The sequence below is a fragment of the Psychrobacter sp. JCM 18900 genome, from assembly GCF_904846625.1.
Lineage (GTDB): Bacteria > Pseudomonadota > Gammaproteobacteria > Pseudomonadales > Moraxellaceae > Psychrobacter.
On record NZ_CAJHBL010000004.1, the window covers coordinates 380,206 to 400,906 of the forward strand.

Consider the following 20,701-nt stretch of genomic DNA (forward strand, 5'->3'; position numbering starts at 1 on the left):
ACCAATTACCGACAGAGTACTATGACCAAGTTTATATTCGTGACCGGTGGGGTAGTGTCCTCACTAGGAAAAGGTATCACCGCAGCTTCTCTTGCAGCGGTCTTAGAAGCACGTGGCGTGACTGTCACGATGACCAAAATGGATCCGTATATTAACGTTGATCCAGGTACAATGAGCCCGTTTCAGCATGGTGAAGTATTCGTCACTGAAGATGGCGCAGAGACCGATCTAGATTTGGGTTATTACGAGCGCTTCTTGCGTCACTCAAAAATGAGTAAGAGTAATAACTTCACCAGTGGCCGTATTTATCAGAATGTTTTGAATAAAGAACGCCGCGGTGAGTATCTAGGCGGTACTGTACAGGTTATTCCACATATTACTGATGAAATCAAAAACAAAATCCTTGCCAGTGGCGAAGGGTATGATATCGCTATTATCGAAATTGGCGGTACGGTTGGTGATATCGAATCACTTCCATTTATGGAAGCCGTACGTCAGATGCAAGTAGAGCTTGGTCGTAATAGAGCCATGCTAATGCATCTTACTTTAGTACCGTATATTGCTAGTGCGGGTGAGACCAAAACTAAGCCAACGCAGCATTCAGTAAAAGAGCTGCGCTCTATTGGCCTACAGCCTGATATCTTAATCTGCCGCTCTGATCATCATATCTCACAAGACAACCGTCGCAAGATTGCGCTATTTACCAACGTTGAAGAGCGTGCAGTCATTATGTGTGAAGATGCACAGAGTATCTATCAGATACCGCGTACATTGCACGAGCAGGATCTTGATGATCTAATCTGTGAGCGTTTCGGTCTTGATGTGCCTGAAGCTGATTTGAGCGATTGGGACAAAGTGGTTGAAGCACAGTTGAACCCAGAAGGAACAGTGACAGTTGCGATGGTTGGCAAATATGTTGAGCTTCCAGATGCTTATAAGTCTATTAACGAAGCATTGCTACATGCAGGTATCACGCATAAAGTAGACGTGAAGATTGACTATATCGATGCTGAACGTCTAGAAGATGATGATACTTTACTTGCGCAGCTAAACGATGCTGATGCTATCTTAGTACCAGGCGGTTTCGGTGAGCGCGGTACGATGGGTAAGATAAAAGCCATCACTTATGCTCGTGAAAACAACGTCCCATATTTAGGCATTTGTCTTGGTATGCAGTTGGCTGTGATTGAGTATGCACGTAACGTACTTAACATTAACGCCAACTCTTCTGAGTTTGATCGTAAGACAGCTGAGCCTATCATTGGTCTAATCACTGAATGGTTAGATGAGCGCGGCGAGCTACAGATTCGTAGTGATGATTCAGACCTTGGTGGCACGATGCGTCTAGGCGCACAGCAAGCAGAGCTAGTTTCTGGCAGTAAGCTAAGCCAAATTTATGGTGCAAGCAATATCACTGAGCGTCATCGCCATCGCTATGAGATGAATAATCGTTATATCGAGCCGCTAGAGCAAGCAGGTATGACCATATCTGGTTATTCTGCCAAGCAGCATTTGGTAGAGTCGGTTGAGATTTCTGAGCATCCATGGTTTGTCGCTGTGCAGTTCCATCCTGAATTTACTAGCTCACCACGCGGTGGTCATCCATTGTTTAATAGCTTTGTAAAAGCCGCTAAGAACCATAGCGAAGCAAAATAGCTCTCAGAATGTAGTATATTGAAAGCGTTTATTATAAAAAAGACTGATCTTCGGATTGGTCTTTTTTTTGCTTACTCCAAACTGCTAGTAGTTATTAGCCAAAATCATTTTTACTAATGACGTCTAATTACGCTTGCATACTTTTTTTAATCAGCCTATCGGTTACAATATGGGATAGAGATATTAATAACAAAATAAGAGGTAAGGGCTTCATGGAAAACTTATTGACTGCACAATCACATATCACGCTCAATACTCCTAACAACGATACGATTAATATTGGTAACGACCAGCCTTTTGTATTGTTTGGTGGTATGAATGTTTTAGAGTCTAAAGAATTGGCATTTGAGATTGCTGAGCAGTATGTTGATATTTGCCAGCGCTTAGGTATCGGCTATGTTTTTAAAGCGAGCTTTGATAAAGCCAATCGTTCAAGTCTGCATTCGTATCGTGGGCCTGGTTTAGAGCAAGGTATCGATTGGTTAGGTCAGATCAAAGAAAAATTCCAAGTACCGATTATCACTGATGTGCATGAACCACATCAGGCAGCACCAGTCGCTGAAGTGGCTGATATTATTCAGCTACCTGCATTTTTGTCGCGTCAGACGGATCTAGTGCATGCGATGGCAAAAACAGATGCCATTATTAATATCAAAAAGGCGCAGTTTTTGGCCCCTCATGAGATGCGTCATATCGTCAATAAGTGCTTAGAGGGCGGTAATGATAAGCTCATACTTTGTGAGCGTGGTAGTGCCTTTGGCTATAATAATTTAGTCGTGGATATGCTTGGTTTTGATACCATGAAGCAGATGGATATCCCCGTATTCTTTGACGTGACGCATAGCTTACAACAGCCAGGTGCACGTAGTGATAGTGCTGGTGGACGTCGTGAGCAGATTACAACGCTTGCCCGTGCAGGTATGGCTACAGGATTGGCAGGGTTATTTTTAGAAGCGCATCCAAACCCAGAGACTGCAAAATGTGATGGTCCATGTGCGCTGCGTATGAGCCAACTAGAGCCGTTCTTACGTCAGCTTAAGCAAATCGATGATTTGGTCAAAGGTTTTGAGGTATTGGATACTCATTGATACGGTACGTAATAAGAGGGCTATACAATGGCAATTCAGATGGCGCAAGTAAGCATCGAAAATATTGACGATGAAGAAGGCTTAGATAGCGTAATGACTGTGCTTAAGAATATCTCAGGCGTGACGGCTATTAATTTGGATCCTAAGCATAATGTCGCAACGGTAAGCTATGATGATACAGATACTAGTATCCATGCCTTAACAGCAGCGATTAGTATGGTGGACTATGTGACTCAGCCATTTCCGATTGATTCACCACAGAACCCGCACCATAACGATTTATAATTACAAATAGCTATTGCTATAAATTTGTTGGTGCGCTCTTTTACGTTTTTATTAATAAGTTACTGTCTCGTTAATAGCATCTCGTTAATAAAGCAACAACCAAACAGTCTTGTTGTCGAGGATAATAGGGCTTATGCTTATTTAATGTAGCTTTGATAGTTGCTCTTACTTTGATAACTTAAAAGGTGTCAAAGTAAGTATTAACAGAATCACTATTAGAGTTGCTCATTACTAATAAAAATAAGGAGCCCAATATGGCAGATCAAACACGTATTATTAAAATTGACGGTATGACTTGTGGCGGATGCGTAGCAAGCGTACATACAGCAACAGCCGATATTGATGGATTAGAAACTATTACTGTTGACCTCGCTGATAATCTAGCGACGATAACCTTTGATGATAGCAAAACCAGTGCAGAGGCTATTGCTTCAGCTATTGACGATGCGGGATTTGAGGCGACAGTTGCTAACTCATAAATCTCATCTTCTATGTAAAAAACCAGCTAACATGTTATTACAAGCATGATAGCTGGTTTTTTAATGATTAACGATTACGAGTATTCAGTCTCGATACTTTGATAAATTGCTACTTTGTCTAAAACACTAATACTGAATACGATATAACCCAATTGCTTTATTTGAATTTCTTGCCCACCCACTGATATTTTATCGTGGTTCCTACAAATTTATAGGCACCATGACGAGTTTTATTTATGAACGATACCACCCGTACTACCAAAGATGAGTCTTATGATGTCGAAACTGATGTTGAGTCCAACACGACACTGACACCGCAACGCGCGCATTTGCAATTAGCGATTGACGGCATGACTTGTCAGGCCTGCGCCTCGAGAATTGAGAAAGTACTTAACAAAAAGCCTTCGGTGTATGAGGTAAGTGTGAGTTTTGCTGGCGAGACTGCCAATGTCGATTATGATCCGACCCAAACGACGCCCGAACAGGTGACGGAGTGGGTGAATAAAACAGGCTTTGTCGCTAATGTGCAGGCAGCCGATAGCTTATTTGCTCAGACTGACGAAGACACCGCCACTCAATACCCATGGCGTTTGATCGGATTATGGGTTTGTTTGGTGCCATTTTTGGTGGGTATGGCAGGTATGCTGACGGGTTTTGGTATGGCGTGGATGCCGCCAGTCTGGGTGCAATTTATTTTAGCGACTGTAGTACAGTTTGGCTTAGCGTTACCGTTTTATAAGAGCGCATGGGCATCTATAAAAGGTGGCCTTGCCAATATGGATGTACTGGTGGTCATTGGTACAGTGACGATATGGGCATATTCGACTTACCTTTGGCTCACGCATGGCGATGGGACTTTAAACAGCCTCTTGCAAAGTGGACACACAGGCGGACACGGTGCGAGTAATAGCCCAGCCGTATATTTTGAAGCAGGGGTGATGGTCATTGCCTTTGTGCGTACAGGTAAATACTTAGAGGAACGTACCAAGAAGCACAGCCTAAACAGTATCGATTTATTACTGTCGTTGACACCTGATGAAGTAGAGCAGCAGCAGCCAAATGGTGACTTCCATCGTATTGCATTGTCTGATGTGCAAGTGGGTGACGTCTTACGTGCAAAGCAAGGCAGCCGCGTCGCTACAGATGGTACAGTCATAGAAGGCAGTGGTTGGTGCGTGGAGAGTCATTTAACTGGTGAGTCGGTAGCCCTCAAAAAAGAGCAAGGCGATGGATTGCTGGCAGGTGCCTTGGTAGAGAATGGCAGTCTGCTATACCGTGTCAGTGCGAAGGGCAGCGACACGAAACTCGGCGATATGGTACAAGCGTTGAGTGATGCACAAGGCTCAAAAGCCAATCTAGCGCGTCTCGCGGATCGAGTAACGGCTATTTTTGTCCCCGTAGTAGTAACGATTGCGTTGGTTACTTTTGGGGTCACATGGTGGCTGACAGGTATGGTTGATACTGCTTTAATGCACGCGGTATCGGTATTGGTCATTGCTTGTCCTTGTGCGCTTGGTTTGGCCACGCCAGCGGCGATCATGGCTGGTATGGGTGTTGCCGCGCGTCATGGTGTTTGGTTCAAGGATGCACAAAGTCTTGAAGCAGCAGGTAATATCGATACGGTAGTGCTCGATAAAACAGGTACATTGACGATTGGTAAACCTACTATCGTCGATCATGTCATGGTGGATAAATCGCTTGCTGTGGATGATGTATTGCAGATTGCAGCCAGTGTCGAAGCGCACGCCAGTCATCCATTAGCAACGGCTCTCGTCAATACAGCTAAAGACCGCCAATTAAATCTATTTAATGTGACTGACATCAGTGTGATAAAAGGTGCTGGTATACAAGCAAATATCGAAGGTCTTGGGCTGATAAAAGTGGGTACGGCAGAGTTTGCGAACTTGACGTTACCAAGATTCATGCCAAAAGTATGGCAAATTGCCAGTACCGTTGCGATTAGTATCAATGATGAGCCACTAGGCGCGTTTGCCCTAGCCGATGACTTAAAAGCAGATACGCCGCAAGCAATCGCTGCACTACAAGATGCGGGTATCAATGTCATTTTGATGAGTGGTGATAAGCAGTCCGTCGTCGATCATGTAGCAGGGCAGTTGGGTATTGATAAGGCTTATGGCAAGATGAGCCCACGTGACAAGGCCAGTCAAATTGCACTATTGCAAACTGCTGGTCATAAGGTAGCGATGGCAGGAGACGGCGTCAACGATGCACCAGCGATGGCCACTGCCGACGCCAGTTTTGCGATGTTTGAGGGGACTGATGTCGCTCAGCATAGTGCCTCTGCACGTCTAATGGGTGAGTCGCTCATGCATATCGATGCGGCACAAAAAATCGCTCAAGCAACGCTACGCAATATTAAACAAAATCTATTTTTTGCCTTCATTTATAACTGTCTTGGTATTCCGCTTGCTGCGTTTGGGTTTTTAAATCCGATGATTGCCGCCGCTGCTATGGCGCTTAGTTCCATCTCAGTACTCATGAATGCACTACGATTGACACGGTTTAAGACAGAGGTTGAGCTAGATAATACGGTATCTACCTCTCATACGGATAAAGAACGCATAGCGAAATAGTAGCTATCATATTTGCTTAGGTATTTTATAAATATAAAACAGATAGCCATCGCATATGTGTATATCTAAGATCGTTTTTATGACGGCAAGTCGGTGTAAGATAAGGGAAGTTTGGTAAAATATATGCTATGATGCCAAGCACTATAGCCGACTATTAATCTGCTTTATATCCCTCTAATTGCTAGGTAACGATAGCCACAAGATAGAAAGGTATGAAGGGTTTTTAGGATTATGCGCTATATGATATTTTGCTTTATCTTTTTTATATGCTAGCTGCCGTTATTTATCTCACAAACTTGGCATGACCAAAGGAATTAACAGACATTATGTACGCTGAAGAAACCAACAACGTCACCGCAATTAAAGACATTCGCGCTCGTGAAATTTTAGACTCGCGCGGAAACCCAACTATCGAAGCTGATGTTATTTTAGCTGACGGTACTGTCGGCCGTGCTGCTGCTCCAAGTGGCGCATCAACAGGCTCGCGTGAAGCGCTTGAGCTACGTGATGGCGACAAGACCCGCTTTATGGGTAAAGGCGTCAAAAAAGCCGTTTCTAATGTTAATAGTCAAATCCGCAGTGCCTTGATTGACAAAGATGTGACTGAGCAACAGGCTATTGATGATGCTATGATTGCGCTAGATGGTACAGAAAACAAAGAAAGCTTGGGTGCTAATGCCATGCTAGCTGTGTCACTTGCGACAGCCAAAGCGGCAGCCAAGTCACAGAATCTGCCATTACATCAATACATCGCTAATCTACGTAATCAAACGTCGTTGACAATGCCTGTGCCGATGATGAACATTTTGAACGGTGGCGAGCACGCGGACAACACCGTTGATATCCAAGAGTTTATGATTGAGCCTGTGGGCTTCACAAGCTTCTCAGAAGCATTGCGTGCTGGTACAGAGATTTTCCATAGCTTAAAGTCTGTGTTGAAATCACAAGGTTTAAATACCGCCGTTGGTGATGAAGGTGGTTTTGCGCCAAACCTACGTAGCAACGAAGAAGCCATCACGGTTATCATGCAAGCGATTGAGCAGGTTGGCTACAAAGCGGGTGAAGATATTCATCTTGCGCTAGATTGTGCAGCTAGTGAATTTTACAAAAACGGTCAATATGTCTTGGCAGGCGAAGGTAATAAAGCCTTTGATAGCCAAGGGTTCTCAGATTATCTAGTTGGGCTGGCACGTCAGTATCCGATTATCTCTATCGAAGATGGTCTTGACGAGTCGGATTGGGACGGCTGGAAATATCTGACCGAGCAGATTGGCGATAAAGTTCAATTGGTTGGTGATGATTTGTTTGTAACCAATCCTACAATCTTGCAAGAAGGTATTGATAAGCATATTGCCAATGCTATTTTGATTAAATTTAATCAAATTGGCACCTTGTCAGAAACGCTAGATGCGATTTATATGGCTAAGAAAAATGGCTATGCAACTATCATTTCACATCGTTCAGGCGAAACTGAAGACAGCACCATTGCAGACTTGGCAGTTGGTACCGCCGCTGGTCAGATCAAAACTGGCTCACTATGCCGTTCAGACCGCGTAGCGAAGTACAACCAATTGCTACGTATCGAGCAGCAAGTACGCGCAAGCTATCGTGGCCGTGAAGAGTTTATTGGTCTACGTGGCTAAGAGTCTGACTGGCTCTTTGGCGTATAATATACGTTAAGTAATATACGCTAAAAAGCCTAAACTCATCAGCTGAAGTCAATATTTAGGCGATATATAATCATTTTTATATCGCCTAATCAGCTTAAATTTTACTATCCTCTTTTATACCGTTTGGCGTTATCACCTTATGAAATATTTTAGCCAATTTATACTACTTGCTTTAGCCGTTGCAGTGCTTTTAGGATTGCAATATCAGTATTGGTTGGGTGAAAATGGTCGCTTTGAACACAATAAGTTGACGGCTCAAATTGAAGAGCAACAACGTTTGAATGACAATCAAGTTGCAGCGAACAACTTACTACGCACGGATGTTCAAGATTTAAAAACGGGACTTGAGGCCGTAGAAGAGCATGCTCGCTTAGATTTAGGTTTAATCAAACCTAATGAGACTTTTGTTCAAGTATCCACCGCACCAACCACGCACAGCAACTATTAGCTTTATAAATACACTAGCTTTCACGAATACACTAATTTTCACGACATGAATTAATTTTCATGATGCAGCATCATAATGTTGTTATCTGACACCATTCATCACACTTAACACCTGCTTTATTCCTCTTTACATATACTGTCATGGGCTTAAACCATGAGTACACTACTATGAATACAACCCCTAATATACATGCCATGATCGTCGCAGCTGGTCGCGGCAGCCGTTTTGGTGCGTCTATCGCCAAGCAATATACAATGCTAGAAGGTCAGACACTATTGCAGCATAGCGTGGCACGACTTGCTTATAGCGATTACATTGATAAGTGTCTATTGGTCATATCAGCCGATGACAGCACGGCTCAACAATTAGAGTTTGCACTTCCTGTACGCTATGCAGTCGGCGGAGCAGAGCGTTGGCAGTCAGTACAAGCAGGCGTTGAAGCGATTAGTCAGACAAGTGCTGATGATTCGGATTTGGTGCTTATCCATGATGCAGCACGTCCCGCTGTACCAAGTTCAGATATCGATCAAGTGATTGAAGCAGCGATGTTGGAGCCTTACGGCGCTATTCTAGCGACACCAGTGGCCGATACGTTAAAAGCTTCCTATCAGCTAGCTACCTCCGTAGAAGAGAGTCGTCCACATTCTTATACCAAATCTACTATCGACCGTAGCAATATGTGGCAAGCACAAACCCCGCAAGTATTCCGTTTAGGTCAATTAAAAAAAGTCCTAAATCATGTGTTTGAACATCAGCTAAGCATCACAGATGAGGCCAGTGCTTTTGAACAACTAGGTTTACCAATACGCTTAGTCTCTGGTAGTCGCCAGAATATAAAACTGACCTATCCTGATGATGCGGTACTGTTAACAGCGATTATGGCGCTTCAGTCTTAGTTTCAACTCTGCTTCCGCTAACGAGCATTAGTTTTACTCCTTTTATACTTAATGGTGGCCATGATAAGAATTATGGCTTCAGTAGCCACTATATCCTCGTTAAACTTTTCTGTACTATTCTAAAAAATTAATGAATTCAGAAATAATCTATTACTAAAACCTATACCGAGAATATATATAATCTACTTTGGAATATAATATGGTTATTACATATGTTTTTTGTTTCTGAGCGGGCCTATGTCCAGTAATAGGTTGCTTTAATGACCAAACTAACCTATGATGTAACTAACTTAATACAATTAATATAAAAACTTATAAAATCAATAATATATCAGACCGATTCATTACGCTTAGTTATGTTGTCTCTATATTTTTTCTGAAGTTAGTATGATTGTTTTAGCGACATTTACCTGATAATAGGGAGAAGCTGATTGTCAACAATCAACGATTCAACAAATCCAGTAACGACAGATCTCTGCCAGCTTGTATATATAAGCCGGATTACCTCTACTGGTCTTTCAAGTCCTAGCACGCTTAATGATATCTCAGAGACCGCGGTTGAACGCAATCAAATAGATAATGTCACGGGTATTCTTTGCTATGGCAATGGCTACTTTTTGCAGTGTGTCGAAGGCTCAGAGCAGGCACTAACCAATCTAAAAAATCGTTTGTTGGTGGATGATCGACATAAAGAATTAAAGATTTTAGATTTTTCTGAGATTACCGAACGTCGCTTTGCCAGTTGGTCATTACGTTCAATTACCCTTGAGCGTTGGATGACTAAAGAGCCTGAGCTTAAAAAGTTAATGCCATTTAAGCCTTATGAGTGGGATTCTAATGAGTGGCAGAAGTTCTTGGACGTGTTGCAAGGCTACTATGAAGAGCAAACGAGAACAGGTAACGTTGATACGCCTCCTGTCAAATATAGTACGCTAGGGGTGACTCTAAGTAAGGTTGTAGGGCAGCATCAGGCGTTCTTTTTAATCCAGACGATATTGGGATTGATGATAGTGGCTACGTTGCTATGGTTGCTGCTGTAATCGATAGATATGAAAAAAGTTCCCATTGAGCCAAGCTATATTTATAATCAATAAGACAACCAAATAAAAAAGCCAGCATTCAATTGATGCTGGCTTTTTTATTTAAAAGAATAAGTTGGCTCTTAATGACAGACATAAAAAAACCCAGTTCATAATAAATTATGAACTGGGTTTTTGGTGGTACGCTTGTTAGTCTAATCTAATGCTAAGCAATAGTGCTAACAAGTGACGCCAAATAGTGGCGTCCCCAGGGGGATTCGAACCCCCGTTACCGCCGTGAAAGGGCGGTGTCCTAGGCCTCTAGACGATGGGGACTAGTAACAACACTTCAACTGCTTTCACCATTTATGCTGAAGTGGTGCGTATTTTAATAGCGTCGGCGCTTTCTGTCAAGCCTTTTTCTACGTCTTTTTAAAATTAAATATCTTTTTTTAATTGCGCGACGTGGATGCAGGTCATTTCGCTTTAAATGATAGCGAATCCATAAAGAAGTACAGGCGCTAATCGTCAATGCAAGCAGCATATAACCGAGAATGGTACCCCATAACTTGAGCTGTGGATCCATAATAAAGTCCCTCCTATTAATCTTGATAGTGCTTGCTATCAAGACAGTGTGAGCAACTTAAACCATCTATAGGATATAACTGCATCGCTTAGGAGTGATATTTTATAGTTATTTATTCATATCCAATAGAACAACTATGTCTGTAATCACTAAAATAGTTCCGTCTATTTATTATGATATCAATCATATCCCTATTGATTGCCAAATCAAGATGTCAAAGTCATCAAGTATTACAAATAGCACTATTATGTATTATTGGCAATATAGGATATGTGACTTATTGACTGTCGCTATCAGCTGACTCTTCTTTCGCGTCTTCATTATGCAGTGCATTGGCCAACATAGGGTAGTTATTCAGTATATGACAGAATAGCTCAGCAGTCTTTTGAGTGTCATACAGAGCTGAGTGAGCATTTTTGCCATCAAACTCTAACCCTGCTGCCTTACAAGCGCGTGCTAGAACGGTTTGACCAAACGCTAATGCTGATAAGGTGACGGTATCAAATACTGAAAAATTATGAAATGGATTGTGATTTTTGCTATTAGTTCGTAGCACAGCTGCATTCAAAAAAGCTAAGTCAAAATGAGCATTGTGCCCAATTAAGACACATTGACGGCATTCTTCGTCACGGCGTACGTCTTTTAACCCTTTAAAGATGCGGCGCAATGCTGTTTTTTCATCTTCAGCAATAGCTTTGCGCATTGGGTTTTTAGGGTCAATGCCGGTAAAGGCAAGCGCACTTGGCTCTAAATTTGCGCCTTCAAAAGGCTCGATATGAGCGTTGAAAGCTTCACCTGGATAAAATACACCTTGTTCATTCAGTAAGACAGGAATACAGGCAATTTCTAACAGTGCATCGGTCTGGGCGTTGAAACCTGCTGTTTCCACGTCGACGACGACAGGCAAGAACTTGCGAAAGCGGTCTTTTAAGGCCATAGGCGCTTGCTCATCTGTCGCTGAAGCTGCATCTTCAGCGGAAGTGCTTAGAGTAGCATCAGGACTAGCAGATTTAGGGTTTGATAAGTCTTCGTCAGGCAAGGTCGCTATGTTTTGATTGGTCATATAAAGTTAAATCACCTTTATCAGTCGTACTAATATATTGAATAAAAAATAAACATCCTATGATACTAACTGTACCTTTAGTACAAAGAAATCTACTACAAAGGTATCATTAGTATCATAGGATAAAATAATAGGTCGTTTATTGAATACTAAGCTTTGCGGGCGTTAAGCCTTAATCGACCAAGGTAGCGTTTCACCTGCCATTAGGGGAGTCAATGATGCGCCATCAAAATAAGGATAGTCAGTCGGTACTTGCATAGGCGTGTTGACAAGCGTGATCGTGCTTTCATTGAGAGGTAAGCCGTAGAACTGAGCGCCAAAACGACTGGCAAAACCCTCCAGCTTGTCTATTTTTCCAACACTATCAAAGGCGGTCGCATACAAAGGCAGCGCCGTGGCTGCACTATAGCAACCTGCACAGCCACAAGCGGCTTCTTTTTTATCTGTCGCATGTGGCGCAGAGTCAGTACCCAAGAAGAACTTTGGATTACCACTGGTGGCCACATCTAATAGCACTTTCTGGTGGCTTTCACGCTTTAAAATAGGTAGGCAATAAAAATGCGGTTTGATACCACCAACCAAGAGATGATTGCGGTTAAACATCAAATGCTGCGGCGTGATGGTGGCAGCAACATGGTTGCCTTGTGACAATACAAAATCTGCCGCATCGCTGGTAGTGATGTGCTCTACTACTATTTTCAACGTAGGGAATTTCACGATAATTTGTGCTAATACTTCGTCTAAGAAACGCTTTTCGCGATCAAAGATATCTATATGGTCTTGTGTCACTTCGCCATGTATCAGTAGTGGCAAGTTGTACTTTTCTAATGCTTCAAAGACATCGACGCAGGCATTGATGTTGGTGACGCCGTCTGCAGAGTTGGTAGTCGCTCCAGCAGGGTAGAGTTTGACAGCTTGTACGATACCTGACTGCGCTGCCAACTCAATATCTTGGGCAGTGGTGTTATCCGTTAAGTATAGAGTCATACGCGGATCGAAAGCTGACTTGCGCTCAAGACTTAAATTGCTTGATTTTAACTGCTCCATAATACGTGCGCGGTAGGCAATAGCCTCTTGTGCATTTTTGACTGGAGGCACAAGGTTTGGCATACAGATGACACGGTTGAAGCTGCTTGCTGCATGAGGTACGGTCGTGCTCAAAGCGAGATCGTCACGCAAATGAATATGCCAGTCATCTGGCTGAAGGATGGTCAATTCTCTAATCGAATCAGTCATAGTGTCAAAGCGCTCTATATCGTCAAATAAAGGAAACAAAAGGGAGTAATACTGTGGGTCTATCATAACAGATTTGCCCACTTGACTAAATATAAGGCTAGATATCTGTACATAATTCATCGAGCTAAGATGAATATCTTATCTTTAAACGATGTTTAAATTCTGATGGCAAAAATGAGGTTGACTAGAATTTAAGTCAAAAGCGCACGCCTTATGGCAGTTAGACTTTTGCCCATAGTAAATATGATGTACACTGAGCAGGTAATTATCGTTCGACTTGCTTTTGATTTGATCGTCGCCTTTTCTAAAACTATATTTCATAATGGGAGTTATTCATGGCTCAACTTGATCCAAAAAATATCAATAAAATCGTCTTGGCTTATTCAGGTGGTCTTGATACCTCAATCATCGCTAAATGGCTACAAGAAACTTATGATGCGGAAGTAATCACCTTTACCGCTGATATCGGTCAAGGCGAAGAAGTTGAGCCAGCACGAGCCAAAGCTCAAGCAATGGGTATCAAGCATATCCATATTGAAGACTTGCGCGAAGAGTTCGCTCGTGATTATGTATTCCCTATGTTCCGTGCTAACGCCATTTACGAAGGTGAGTACTTATTAGGTACGTCCATTGCTCGTCCATTGATTGCCAAGCGTTTGGTTGAGATTGCTAAAGAACATAACGCCGATGCTATCAGCCATGGTGCGACTGGTAAAGGCAATGACCAAGTTCGTTTTGAGCTAGGTGCTGTCGCTTTGTCACCAGACGTAGTGACTATTGCTCCTTGGCGCGAGTGGGATCTATCAAGCCGTGAAAGCCTGATGAAATATGCTGAAGAGCATGATATCGCAATCGATTATGCGGGCAATAAGAAAAAATCTCCTTACTCAATGGATGCTAACTTATTACACATCTCTTATGAAGGCGGTGTCCTAGAAGAACCATATACTGAAGCAGAAGATGACATGTGGCGCTGGTCTGTTAGCCCAGAAGAAGCACCTGATGAAGCGCAATATCTAGAACTAGAATACGAAAAAGGCGACATCGTTGCTATCGATGGCGAAGCGCTTAAGCCTTATGAAGTCATGATTAAGCTGAACGAAATCGGTGGCAAACACGGTATCGGCCGTTTAGATATCGTTGAAAACCGTTACGTAGGCATGAAGTCACGTGGTTGCTATGAGACGCCAGCGGGTACTATTATGTTAAAAGCGCATCGAGGTATTGAGTCGTTAACGCTTGATCGTGAAGCTGCCCATCTAAAAGATGAGCTAATGCCACGCTATGCAAAAATCATCTACAATGGCTATTGGTTCAGCCCTGAGCGTATGATGCTACAAGCATTGATTGACAAGTCACAAGAATACGTCAACGGTACTGTACGTGTAAAACTGTATAAAGGTAGCGTGAGCGTCGTCGGCCGTAAATCTGACGATTCATTATTTGATGAAAAAATCGCCACTTTCGAAGATGATGCGGGTGCTTATGATCAAAAAGACGCAGAAGGCTTTATACGTCTAAATGGCTTACGTCTAGCTATCGAAGCTAGCCGTGGTCGCGATTTATCTAAGTAAGTTTTTGGGCTACTGATAGCCAATTCGTAACTTAGATCGCACAACAAAAAAGAGGCTCTATTAATATAGAGCCTCTTTTTTTATGGCTAATAACTTATTAATAAAACCATTACTTTGAGAGTGGCTGTCTTAACAGTAAATCTTTTTATTCAGCTTTTTCTGTCTCTACAACGTCAGATTCATCTTCGTCTACCATTACAATGGCCACATCTTGCTGTTGACGCTCATCAATAGCATCTTGTTCTAACACTTCTTCAGTTGCAAGGATAGCACCGTTAGATTTTTGCGATTGGTACTTTAAGGTAGCGAGCGCACCAAGGACACCAACGACAAGTATGATGATAAGAATGACAGGATTTTTCCATAGCGGTGTGGAAGCCTCATACTCGATGGGCTTTTCACTAGTAGTGGTCGGTGTGTTGTCGTTATTGCCGCCGATTAGTCCCAAACTCACCAAAGGCGGTTTAGGCGGATTGGCTGGTTCAGAATTAACGCGCAGTCGATTTCGACTGAGATAGATATCTGATATTTTGGCTAACTGTAATAACCAACGTTGATGTGGTAAGGCAACGGCATGCATGTCCGTAAATACCAGCATATCGTTGTGACGACCTTGCTGTAGATTGTCAGGTGAGCGTCCAATGGCTTTTAAGTAATTGCCTGTTGCCATTTGCATGTCTTGCACGGGTTCATAGTTTTCAGGTTTGAATCCGGTCAGCTCATACCAGTAAGGATCAAAAGAAGGTGGAGTGCTTGATAACTGCTTAGCATTTAATAACGTATGCTCCGCATTATTCTCTTGATTGTTCTCTATCGCTTCAGCAGCTTCAGTAGTTAATTCGAGCAGGTCACTATTGCTTTCTGTCTCAGCAGATAAGGTATGCGTATGCTCTGGGATAAATCGAGCCGCTGATAAAAACTGTGGTTGTAGTGCAAACCATTTATTGATCTCATCACTGTCTAGTTGACTGTATTCTGTCAGGATAGCCAATTCACGTAGCACAATTACGCACAATGAAGTGAGTAGAGTTTGAGCTTGCTGCATCGTTGCATCAATCTTCTCAGCGATATGTTCGCTTGCCTTTATGACACGGGCATTATCACTAAATACAGCATCTGCCGCATCGTGACGATGATAGAGTGTGGCGCTAATGGTGGCAAAGTTCATTGAGTTATACTGTCGTAACTCTTTGACAGCACTACGACTAAACAGTTTTTTGCTGACTGCCTGTCCTTGATGACGCTGCTGATAGGCGAGCAGCGCACTTACGATGGCTTGTAGACTGGCATCCATCCCTAAGCGAGCTTGCGGTAGAGAGAGCTGTGCCGCATCGGCCAAAAGTGACAGCATAGGCTGGGTATCATGATATAAAAAATCATACATCGACACACGTGTCGGTGAAATAGTCGTCATAATCTGCTAGCATCAAAAAGTGTGCCCCTATATTACGGTGCCAAATGTCTTGATACAATCCCTTGATAATAGAAATTTTCAATCATTTTACTAATAACCTTGATAGTAATCTGATGAATGACTAATAGTCGGAAGCATTTATGACCAATAATAAGACGCTTGATAAACAACTCGTGATTAATATCGCTGAGCAAACATTAACGCTGTACCAGCAGCAGACTGAGGTCGCGAGATACGTAGTCTCCACTGCAAAGAATGGTATTGGTAGTCAGCAGGATAGTGGTTGCACACCGCTTGGTAGGCATGTCATTGAACAAAAAATAGGTGGTAGCGAGCCTATGAATGCGGTATTTGTCGGGCGTGTGCCGACAGGTGAGATATATGATGCCAATCTTGGTGAGCTACATCCCAAGCGTGACTGGATATTGAGCCGTATTCTTTGGTTAAGCGGTCTTGAAGAAGGGTTAAACAAAGGTAGTAATGGCCAAGGTGGTTGCGATACTTATGAGCGCTATATCTATATTCACGGTACACCAGATACTGAACCAATGAGTATTCCGCTATCACATGGCTGTATCCGTATGCGTAATAAAGATATTGTAGAATTATTTGAGCAAGTAGAAGAAGGTATGCCTGTTACGATTGTTGCTGACTAGGTCGTGTTGCGCACAAATTTAGCTATGGCGCTGACAGAAACTATTTAAACACAATAAAAAAAGACAGCTGGTTATATAACTAGCTGTCTTTTTTATGGAGCGGTTTTACTTTATGAAAGCAGTATCTGTCATAAAAATGATATTACTATTACCAAAACGTTGAGCTGTCCGCAAATTTTGCTAAACGTGCATCAATATGACTCTGGTCATCAGTCAGTATGGCCGTAAACCAACCTGTACCATATAAAGCATTAGTATCTGTCTTTGATTTCAACTCATAGAACTGCTGATGTTGATTATCATCGTTTAGTTTTTCTAACGCTTTTTGCGCTTTTATCAGCCTTTTTAGCCAACGTTTGGTTTTCTTTTTAGCTTTTTTCTTACTTAGTAAAGGTGTGGAAAATTCACTGATGTAACGCAAATCTTTTAACTGATTAAGCAGGTCGCTTTCAGGTTGGTCATTATCAGCAACATCTGTGCTTACATTTGTGTCATCGCTCACAAGCTCAGCAACACTTACTTCATCACTTACTTCGTCAGCTTCTTTATTGGTTTTAAGGCATTTCTTATATTGTTTAGAGAGGACTTTCGTTAGCTTATCGCAGGCAAGCTGATCAGTCTGAGGTTCAATGCTTGGGTCGCTCATAGTAAAGGCAATCAGCTCTAGCAAGGTTATCTGAAAATCATTGGCTTGTAGCGTATTGATGGGCGTGATTTTGATATTTTCAATATCTGCTGTCCAGTCGACGGCAGGCGCGCCACATGCTTGTAGCTCAGGTTCGATCTGTACATTGATATAAGCAAGTTGATAGTAATCGCTAAGCAAGGTTGCAGTTTGCTTTAGTATCGGCAGCCATTCAGGGTTGATCTCATCAGAGAAGTCGGTAAATGCTTTCAACGCAGTACGCAAGCGATCAATACCAATTCGCAACTGTAGAATATGATCGTCATCTATGCTGCCAGCGACGATAGCACTGCTATTTGGTAGTATCTGTAATAAGCAATTATGTACGACCGCACGTATAAAAGCAGGCGCACTACTGTCTTTGTCTATTTGCAATTGACTTAGATTTGCGTTGACCGCTGGACTGTGATTTTGTCCGTTAATAAGTAAGCTACCGTTTTCAGCTTTGGTAACGGTAGATAGACACAGCTTATAGCGCTTGCACCATGTTTTGGCAGTCGTAAATAGAAAATCTAAATCTCCTGACACCAGTTCAAACTCTATCTCTTGAATAGCTTTACGTAGCGAGTCATCAGTACCATGAATAATCTCTCCCTGATCGTAAGCCATTTCGATACAGCTATCGGTTTCATCTTCATTACTTTTTGTTAGCAACCGCGTAGTGCGCTCGACGTCAGTAACATACAGGCGTGTTAGCGTCTTCGCTAACTTTTTGAGTTTAAAGTCAGCCAATGCTGCAGCGATTGGAGTGTCTTGATATATCGCTAAATCAGGCATCAGCTCATTATTATCGAGCATTATTTGTACTTGCTCATTATCGAGTACGGCATTGTGCTCCAAGCGTGCCGCGATACCATCACCACCAGCTTTAATGGTTTGGACCCATGTATCACCTTCTTTGCGAATACGCAGACCGATACCTGCCTGTGCAAGCTGTTGGTCAGGCGTATCGTAATAATGTGCAGCCAGTTGCGTCACTTGTGAAGATTTAACGTGCGTTTGACGCATTAAACCCTTTAGTCGCGACTCTGGTACCAAAAACTTCAGCTCTATCTCTTGCATATTAGCTCCTAATAATTCTGACTGATGGCTCTGATCGATAGTTGTGATAAACAATTATTAGTCTACCATTCTCTGATTATTTAAACCGCAATAAAAAACCGCCCTACATGATGTAGGGCGGTTTTTTGATAAATACTGCTAGTCTGTCGGCTATTAGAACTGGTTCATTGTGTTCTTGCCGCCGCCAGCTTTCAGAGCGTTATCGCCTGAGAAAATTTCTTTGTGGTCATCGCCAAGGTCAGAACCAGCCATTGCTTGGTGCTTAACACAAGAGATGCCTTCGCGGATTTCTTTACGCTGTACGCCAGCTGCATAAGCAAGCATACCTTCTTCACCGAAGTAGCCTTTAGCAAGTTCATGAACGCTAAGAGCAGTCGTGTGGTAAGTCGGTAGCGTGATTAAGTGATGGAATACACCAGCTTTACGTGACGCATCACGTTGGAAGTTCTTAGCGGCTACGTCAGCTGCAGCATCAAGTTCAGTACCGTCGTAATCAGCACTCATCAAGTCATCTTTATTGTATGCAGAGATGTCTTTGCCTTCTTCTTCCCACTGTGCGATAACTTGCTTACGGAAGTTAAGCGTCCAGTTGAATGATGGGCTGTTGTTGTATACAAGCTTTGCTTTAGGCTGTTGCTCCTTGATACGGTCAACCATCATTTTGATGTGCTCTACATCTGGAGTCGGTGTTTCGATCCATAGTAGGTCAGCGCCGTTTTCTAGAGCAGTTACACAGTCAAGTACAACACGGTCAATGTTGGTCTCTTCACGGAACTGATATAGACCGTTAGGTAGACGAACTGGGCGTACTAGCTTGCCGTTATGCTTAAGTAGGCTGTCATTTTCTTGAGCATTTTCTAGCGTTACTTCTTCCATTTCGATGAAATCGATGTATTTAGAAGCAAGGTCACCTGGCTCATTTGATACTGGAATTTTTTGCGTTAGTGATGCGCCTTCAGAGTCAGTACGAGCAACGATAACACCGTCTTCAACACCAAGCTCTAGGAATGCATAACGGATAGCGTTTAGCTTAGAGATGAAGTCTTCATGCGGTACCGTTACTTTACCAGCCTGGTGGCCACATTGCTTAGCGTCAGATACTTGGTTTTCAACCTGAATGGCACAAGCACCAGCTTCGATCATTTGCTTAGTCAATAGGTAAGTGGCTTCTTCGTTACCGAAACCTGCATCGATATCAGCGATGATTGGCACAACATGTGAATCAAAGTTTTCGATTTTTTCTAGGATAGCTGAAGTGTCTTGGCCAGCTTCTTCAGCAGCGTTTAGCTCACGGAAGTAGTCGTTCAATACTTTAGCATCTGCTTGACGCAAGAAGGTGTAGATTTCTTCGATTAGCTTAGGTACTGACGTCTTTTCGTGCATAGATTGGTCAGGTAGTGGACCAAACTCAGAGCGTAGGGCAGCTACCATCCAACCTGAAAGGTAGATATAAGTTTTAGAAGTCGTACCGAAATATTTTTTCTTAGCGTACATAGTTTGCTGTGCAACAAAACCATGCCATGCACCTAAAGACTGTGTGTACTGAGACGTATCATTGTCATAATCTTCCATGTCTTGACGCATGATTTTTGCAGTATATTTTGCGATATCCAAACCCGTTTTGAAACGGTTCTGTGACATCATACGTGCAGCATCAACTTCGCTAATGTTCTGCCAGTTGCCGTGCTTTTGCTTTAATTCACGTACTAAGTCGATCGCTGATTTATATGCAGTTGACATCTATAGTCTCCTTGGTGGGGTGTAAAAACAAATAAGTTAATTGTTAAAATAATGGGTCTGTCGCTTTACTAAAATCCGCTTTACTAAAACCTTTGTGCTAAAAAATAATATTCAAAATTTGGTCTATCGTTTATCTATCGAAGCTCTATTTACCCTAAACAAACCGCTACGCTATTACAAGAAATTTGCTGAACTCAACAGTTGAAAATAATTGCTGGTTTATAAATATTTATCGATTCTCACTATATATCTAAAAGGTATCTGAATACTTAATAGGCAGTGATGTCATAATTGGTAGCAAGAGATGTTACAATAATGAGGTCAATTAACCGTATTTAACGACTGATAAAAACCATTAATATATTACTTAGCGACAATATTTAATCGGATGAAAACAGCTTATGAACCTAAAGTTCGTCATCTATGCTGCAAATCCTTTATAGAACTCACTATAACCACCTTACCAAGATTTATCTAATTTATGATAGTTATCTTTGGTATTTCTGTATGATATAATGTTTATATAACAGGGCCTTACGATAGGTTGAAT

The 20,701-nt window shown here is 42.3% G+C and carries 17 protein-coding genes and 1 tRNA gene; 11 read left to right on the forward strand and 7 right to left on the reverse strand.

Features of this window, described 5'->3' with window-relative positions; all coding sequences use genetic code 11:
- Window positions 1-21 precede the first annotated feature (21 nt).
- From JMX96_RS09915 to JMX96_RS09955, 9 genes are all read left to right on the forward strand, one after another.
- Window positions 22-1,656: a CTP synthase gene (locus JMX96_RS09915; protein WP_201568858.1), complete on the forward strand. Its 1,635-nt coding sequence runs from the start codon at window positions 22-24 to the stop codon at window positions 1,654-1,656.
- Between the two features lie 212 nt (window positions 1,657-1,868).
- Window positions 1,869-2,744: a 3-deoxy-8-phosphooctulonate synthase gene (gene kdsA, locus JMX96_RS09920; RefSeq protein ID WP_165598098.1), complete on the forward strand. Its 876-nt coding sequence runs from the start codon at window positions 1,869-1,871 to the stop codon at window positions 2,742-2,744.
- Between the two features lie 27 nt (window positions 2,745-2,771).
- Entirely contained in the window at window positions 2,772-3,029 is a 258-nt protein-coding gene (locus JMX96_RS09925) for a heavy-metal-associated domain-containing protein (RefSeq protein ID WP_165598099.1), read from the forward strand.
- Window positions 3,030-3,283: 254 nt separating this feature from the next.
- On the forward strand, window positions 3,284-3,508 hold the full coding sequence (locus JMX96_RS09930) for a heavy-metal-associated domain-containing protein (RefSeq protein ID WP_057761178.1): 225 nt from the start codon (window positions 3,284-3,286) through the stop codon (window positions 3,506-3,508).
- A 236-nt stretch (window positions 3,509-3,744) separates the two neighbouring features.
- Window positions 3,745-6,102, forward strand: a complete 2,358-nt coding sequence (locus JMX96_RS09935; protein WP_201568859.1) for a heavy metal translocating P-type ATPase — start codon at window positions 3,745-3,747, stop codon at window positions 6,100-6,102.
- 326 nt (window positions 6,103-6,428) lie between these two features.
- Entirely contained in the window at window positions 6,429-7,745 is a 1,317-nt protein-coding gene (eno, locus tag JMX96_RS09940; RefSeq protein ID WP_201548211.1) for a phosphopyruvate hydratase, read from the forward strand.
- Between the two features lie 166 nt (window positions 7,746-7,911).
- On the forward strand, window positions 7,912-8,220 hold the full coding sequence (locus tag JMX96_RS09945; protein WP_057761172.1) for an FtsB family cell division protein: 309 nt from the start codon (window positions 7,912-7,914) through the stop codon (window positions 8,218-8,220).
- A gap of 167 nt (window positions 8,221-8,387) precedes the next feature.
- A complete protein-coding gene (ispD, locus tag JMX96_RS09950; protein WP_227677013.1) occupies window positions 8,388-9,116 on the forward strand; it encodes a 2-C-methyl-D-erythritol 4-phosphate cytidylyltransferase in 729 nt (242 codons plus the stop codon).
- A gap of 431 nt (window positions 9,117-9,547) precedes the next feature.
- A complete protein-coding gene (locus tag JMX96_RS09955; RefSeq protein WP_201568861.1) occupies window positions 9,548-10,156 on the forward strand; it encodes a BLUF domain-containing protein in 609 nt (202 codons plus the stop codon).
- A gap of 239 nt (window positions 10,157-10,395) precedes the next feature.
- Here JMX96_RS09955 and JMX96_RS09960 read toward each other — a convergent pair.
- The 4 genes from JMX96_RS09960 to pyrC form a co-directional block, all read right to left on the reverse strand.
- Window positions 10,396-10,471, reverse strand: a tRNA-Glu gene (locus tag JMX96_RS09960).
- A gap of 52 nt (window positions 10,472-10,523) precedes the next feature.
- Entirely contained in the window at window positions 10,524-10,721 is a 198-nt protein-coding gene (locus JMX96_RS09965) for a hypothetical protein (RefSeq protein ID WP_134292217.1), read from the reverse strand.
- A gap of 277 nt (window positions 10,722-10,998) precedes the next feature.
- Complete coding sequence (gene rnt, locus JMX96_RS09970) at window positions 10,999-11,658, reverse strand: ribonuclease T (protein WP_101206451.1); 660 nt, start codon at window positions 11,656-11,658, stop codon at window positions 10,999-11,001.
- Window positions 11,659-11,949: 291 nt separating this feature from the next.
- Window positions 11,950-13,020 (reverse strand): dihydroorotase, encoded by a 1,071-nt coding sequence (gene pyrC / locus JMX96_RS09975; protein WP_201568862.1) that lies wholly within the window; start codon window positions 13,018-13,020, stop codon window positions 11,950-11,952.
- Window positions 13,021-13,355: 335 nt separating this feature from the next.
- Here pyrC and JMX96_RS09980 point away from each other — a divergent pair, with 335 nt between their 5' ends.
- Window positions 13,356-14,594, forward strand: coding sequence for an argininosuccinate synthase (locus JMX96_RS09980; RefSeq protein WP_057761167.1), 1,239 nt, complete (start codon window positions 13,356-13,358; stop codon window positions 14,592-14,594).
- 145 nt (window positions 14,595-14,739) lie between these two features.
- On the opposite strand, the gene JMX96_RS09985 is transcribed toward JMX96_RS09980, so the two are convergent.
- Window positions 14,740-16,008, reverse strand: coding sequence for a hypothetical protein (locus JMX96_RS09985; protein WP_201568863.1), 1,269 nt, complete (start codon window positions 16,006-16,008; stop codon window positions 14,740-14,742).
- 140 nt (window positions 16,009-16,148) lie between these two features.
- On the opposite strand from JMX96_RS09985, the gene JMX96_RS09990 reads away from it, so the two are divergent.
- Window positions 16,149-16,664, forward strand: coding sequence for a L,D-transpeptidase (locus tag JMX96_RS09990; RefSeq protein ID WP_201568864.1), 516 nt, complete (start codon window positions 16,149-16,151; stop codon window positions 16,662-16,664).
- 148 nt (window positions 16,665-16,812) lie between these two features.
- On the opposite strand, the gene JMX96_RS09995 is transcribed toward JMX96_RS09990, so the two are convergent.
- The gene (locus JMX96_RS09995; protein WP_201568865.1) at window positions 16,813-18,411 is read right to left on the reverse strand and encodes a CYTH and CHAD domain-containing protein; all 1,599 of its coding nucleotides are present in this window, start codon (window positions 18,409-18,411) and stop codon (window positions 16,813-16,815) included.
- 153 nt (window positions 18,412-18,564) lie between these two features.
- Window positions 18,565-20,151 carry an isocitrate lyase gene (locus tag JMX96_RS10000; protein WP_201568866.1) on the reverse strand — a complete coding sequence of 529 codons (1,587 nt, stop codon included), beginning with the start codon at window positions 20,149-20,151 and terminating at the stop codon, window positions 18,565-18,567.
- Between the last annotated feature and the right edge of the window lie 550 nt (window positions 20,152-20,701).

Excerpts from the sequence above, each read along its gene's own strand:
- rnt (WP_101206451.1), bottom strand. The coding sequence starts at position 11,658 with ATGGCCTTAAAAGACCGCTTTCGCAAGTTCTTGCCTGTCGTCGTCGAC.
- JMX96_RS09915 (WP_201568858.1), top strand. The coding sequence starts at position 22 with ATGACCAAGTTTATATTCGTGACCGGTGGGGTAGTGTCCTCACTAGGA.
- JMX96_RS09925 (WP_165598099.1), top strand. The coding sequence starts at position 2,772 with ATGGCAATTCAGATGGCGCAAGTAAGCATCGAAAATATTGACGATGAA.
- JMX96_RS09990 (WP_201568864.1), top strand. The coding sequence starts at position 16,149 with ATGACCAATAATAAGACGCTTGATAAACAACTCGTGATTAATATCGCT.
- JMX96_RS10000 (WP_201568866.1), bottom strand. The coding sequence starts at position 20,151 with ATGTCAACTGCATATAAATCAGCGATCGACTTAGTACGTGAATTAAAG.
- JMX96_RS09965 (WP_134292217.1), bottom strand. The coding sequence starts at position 10,721 with ATGGATCCACAGCTCAAGTTATGGGGTACCATTCTCGGTTATATGCTG.
- pyrC (WP_201568862.1), bottom strand. The coding sequence starts at position 13,020 with ATGACTGATTCGATTAGAGAATTGACCATCCTTCAGCCAGATGACTGG.
- JMX96_RS09935 (WP_201568859.1), top strand. The coding sequence starts at position 3,745 with ATGAACGATACCACCCGTACTACCAAAGATGAGTCTTATGATGTCGAA.
- JMX96_RS09985 (WP_201568863.1), bottom strand. The coding sequence starts at position 16,008 with ATGACGACTATTTCACCGACACGTGTGTCGATGTATGATTTTTTATAT.
- JMX96_RS09995 (WP_201568865.1), bottom strand. The coding sequence starts at position 18,411 with ATGCAAGAGATAGAGCTGAAGTTTTTGGTACCAGAGTCGCGACTAAAG.
- eno (WP_201548211.1), top strand. The coding sequence starts at position 6,429 with ATGTACGCTGAAGAAACCAACAACGTCACCGCAATTAAAGACATTCGC.
- JMX96_RS09930 (WP_057761178.1), top strand. The coding sequence starts at position 3,284 with ATGGCAGATCAAACACGTATTATTAAAATTGACGGTATGACTTGTGGC.
- kdsA (WP_165598098.1), top strand. The coding sequence starts at position 1,869 with ATGGAAAACTTATTGACTGCACAATCACATATCACGCTCAATACTCCT.
- JMX96_RS09980 (WP_057761167.1), top strand. The coding sequence starts at position 13,356 with ATGGCTCAACTTGATCCAAAAAATATCAATAAAATCGTCTTGGCTTAT.
- JMX96_RS09945 (WP_057761172.1), top strand. The coding sequence starts at position 7,912 with ATGAAATATTTTAGCCAATTTATACTACTTGCTTTAGCCGTTGCAGTG.
- ispD (WP_227677013.1), top strand. The coding sequence starts at position 8,388 with ATGAATACAACCCCTAATATACATGCCATGATCGTCGCAGCTGGTCGC.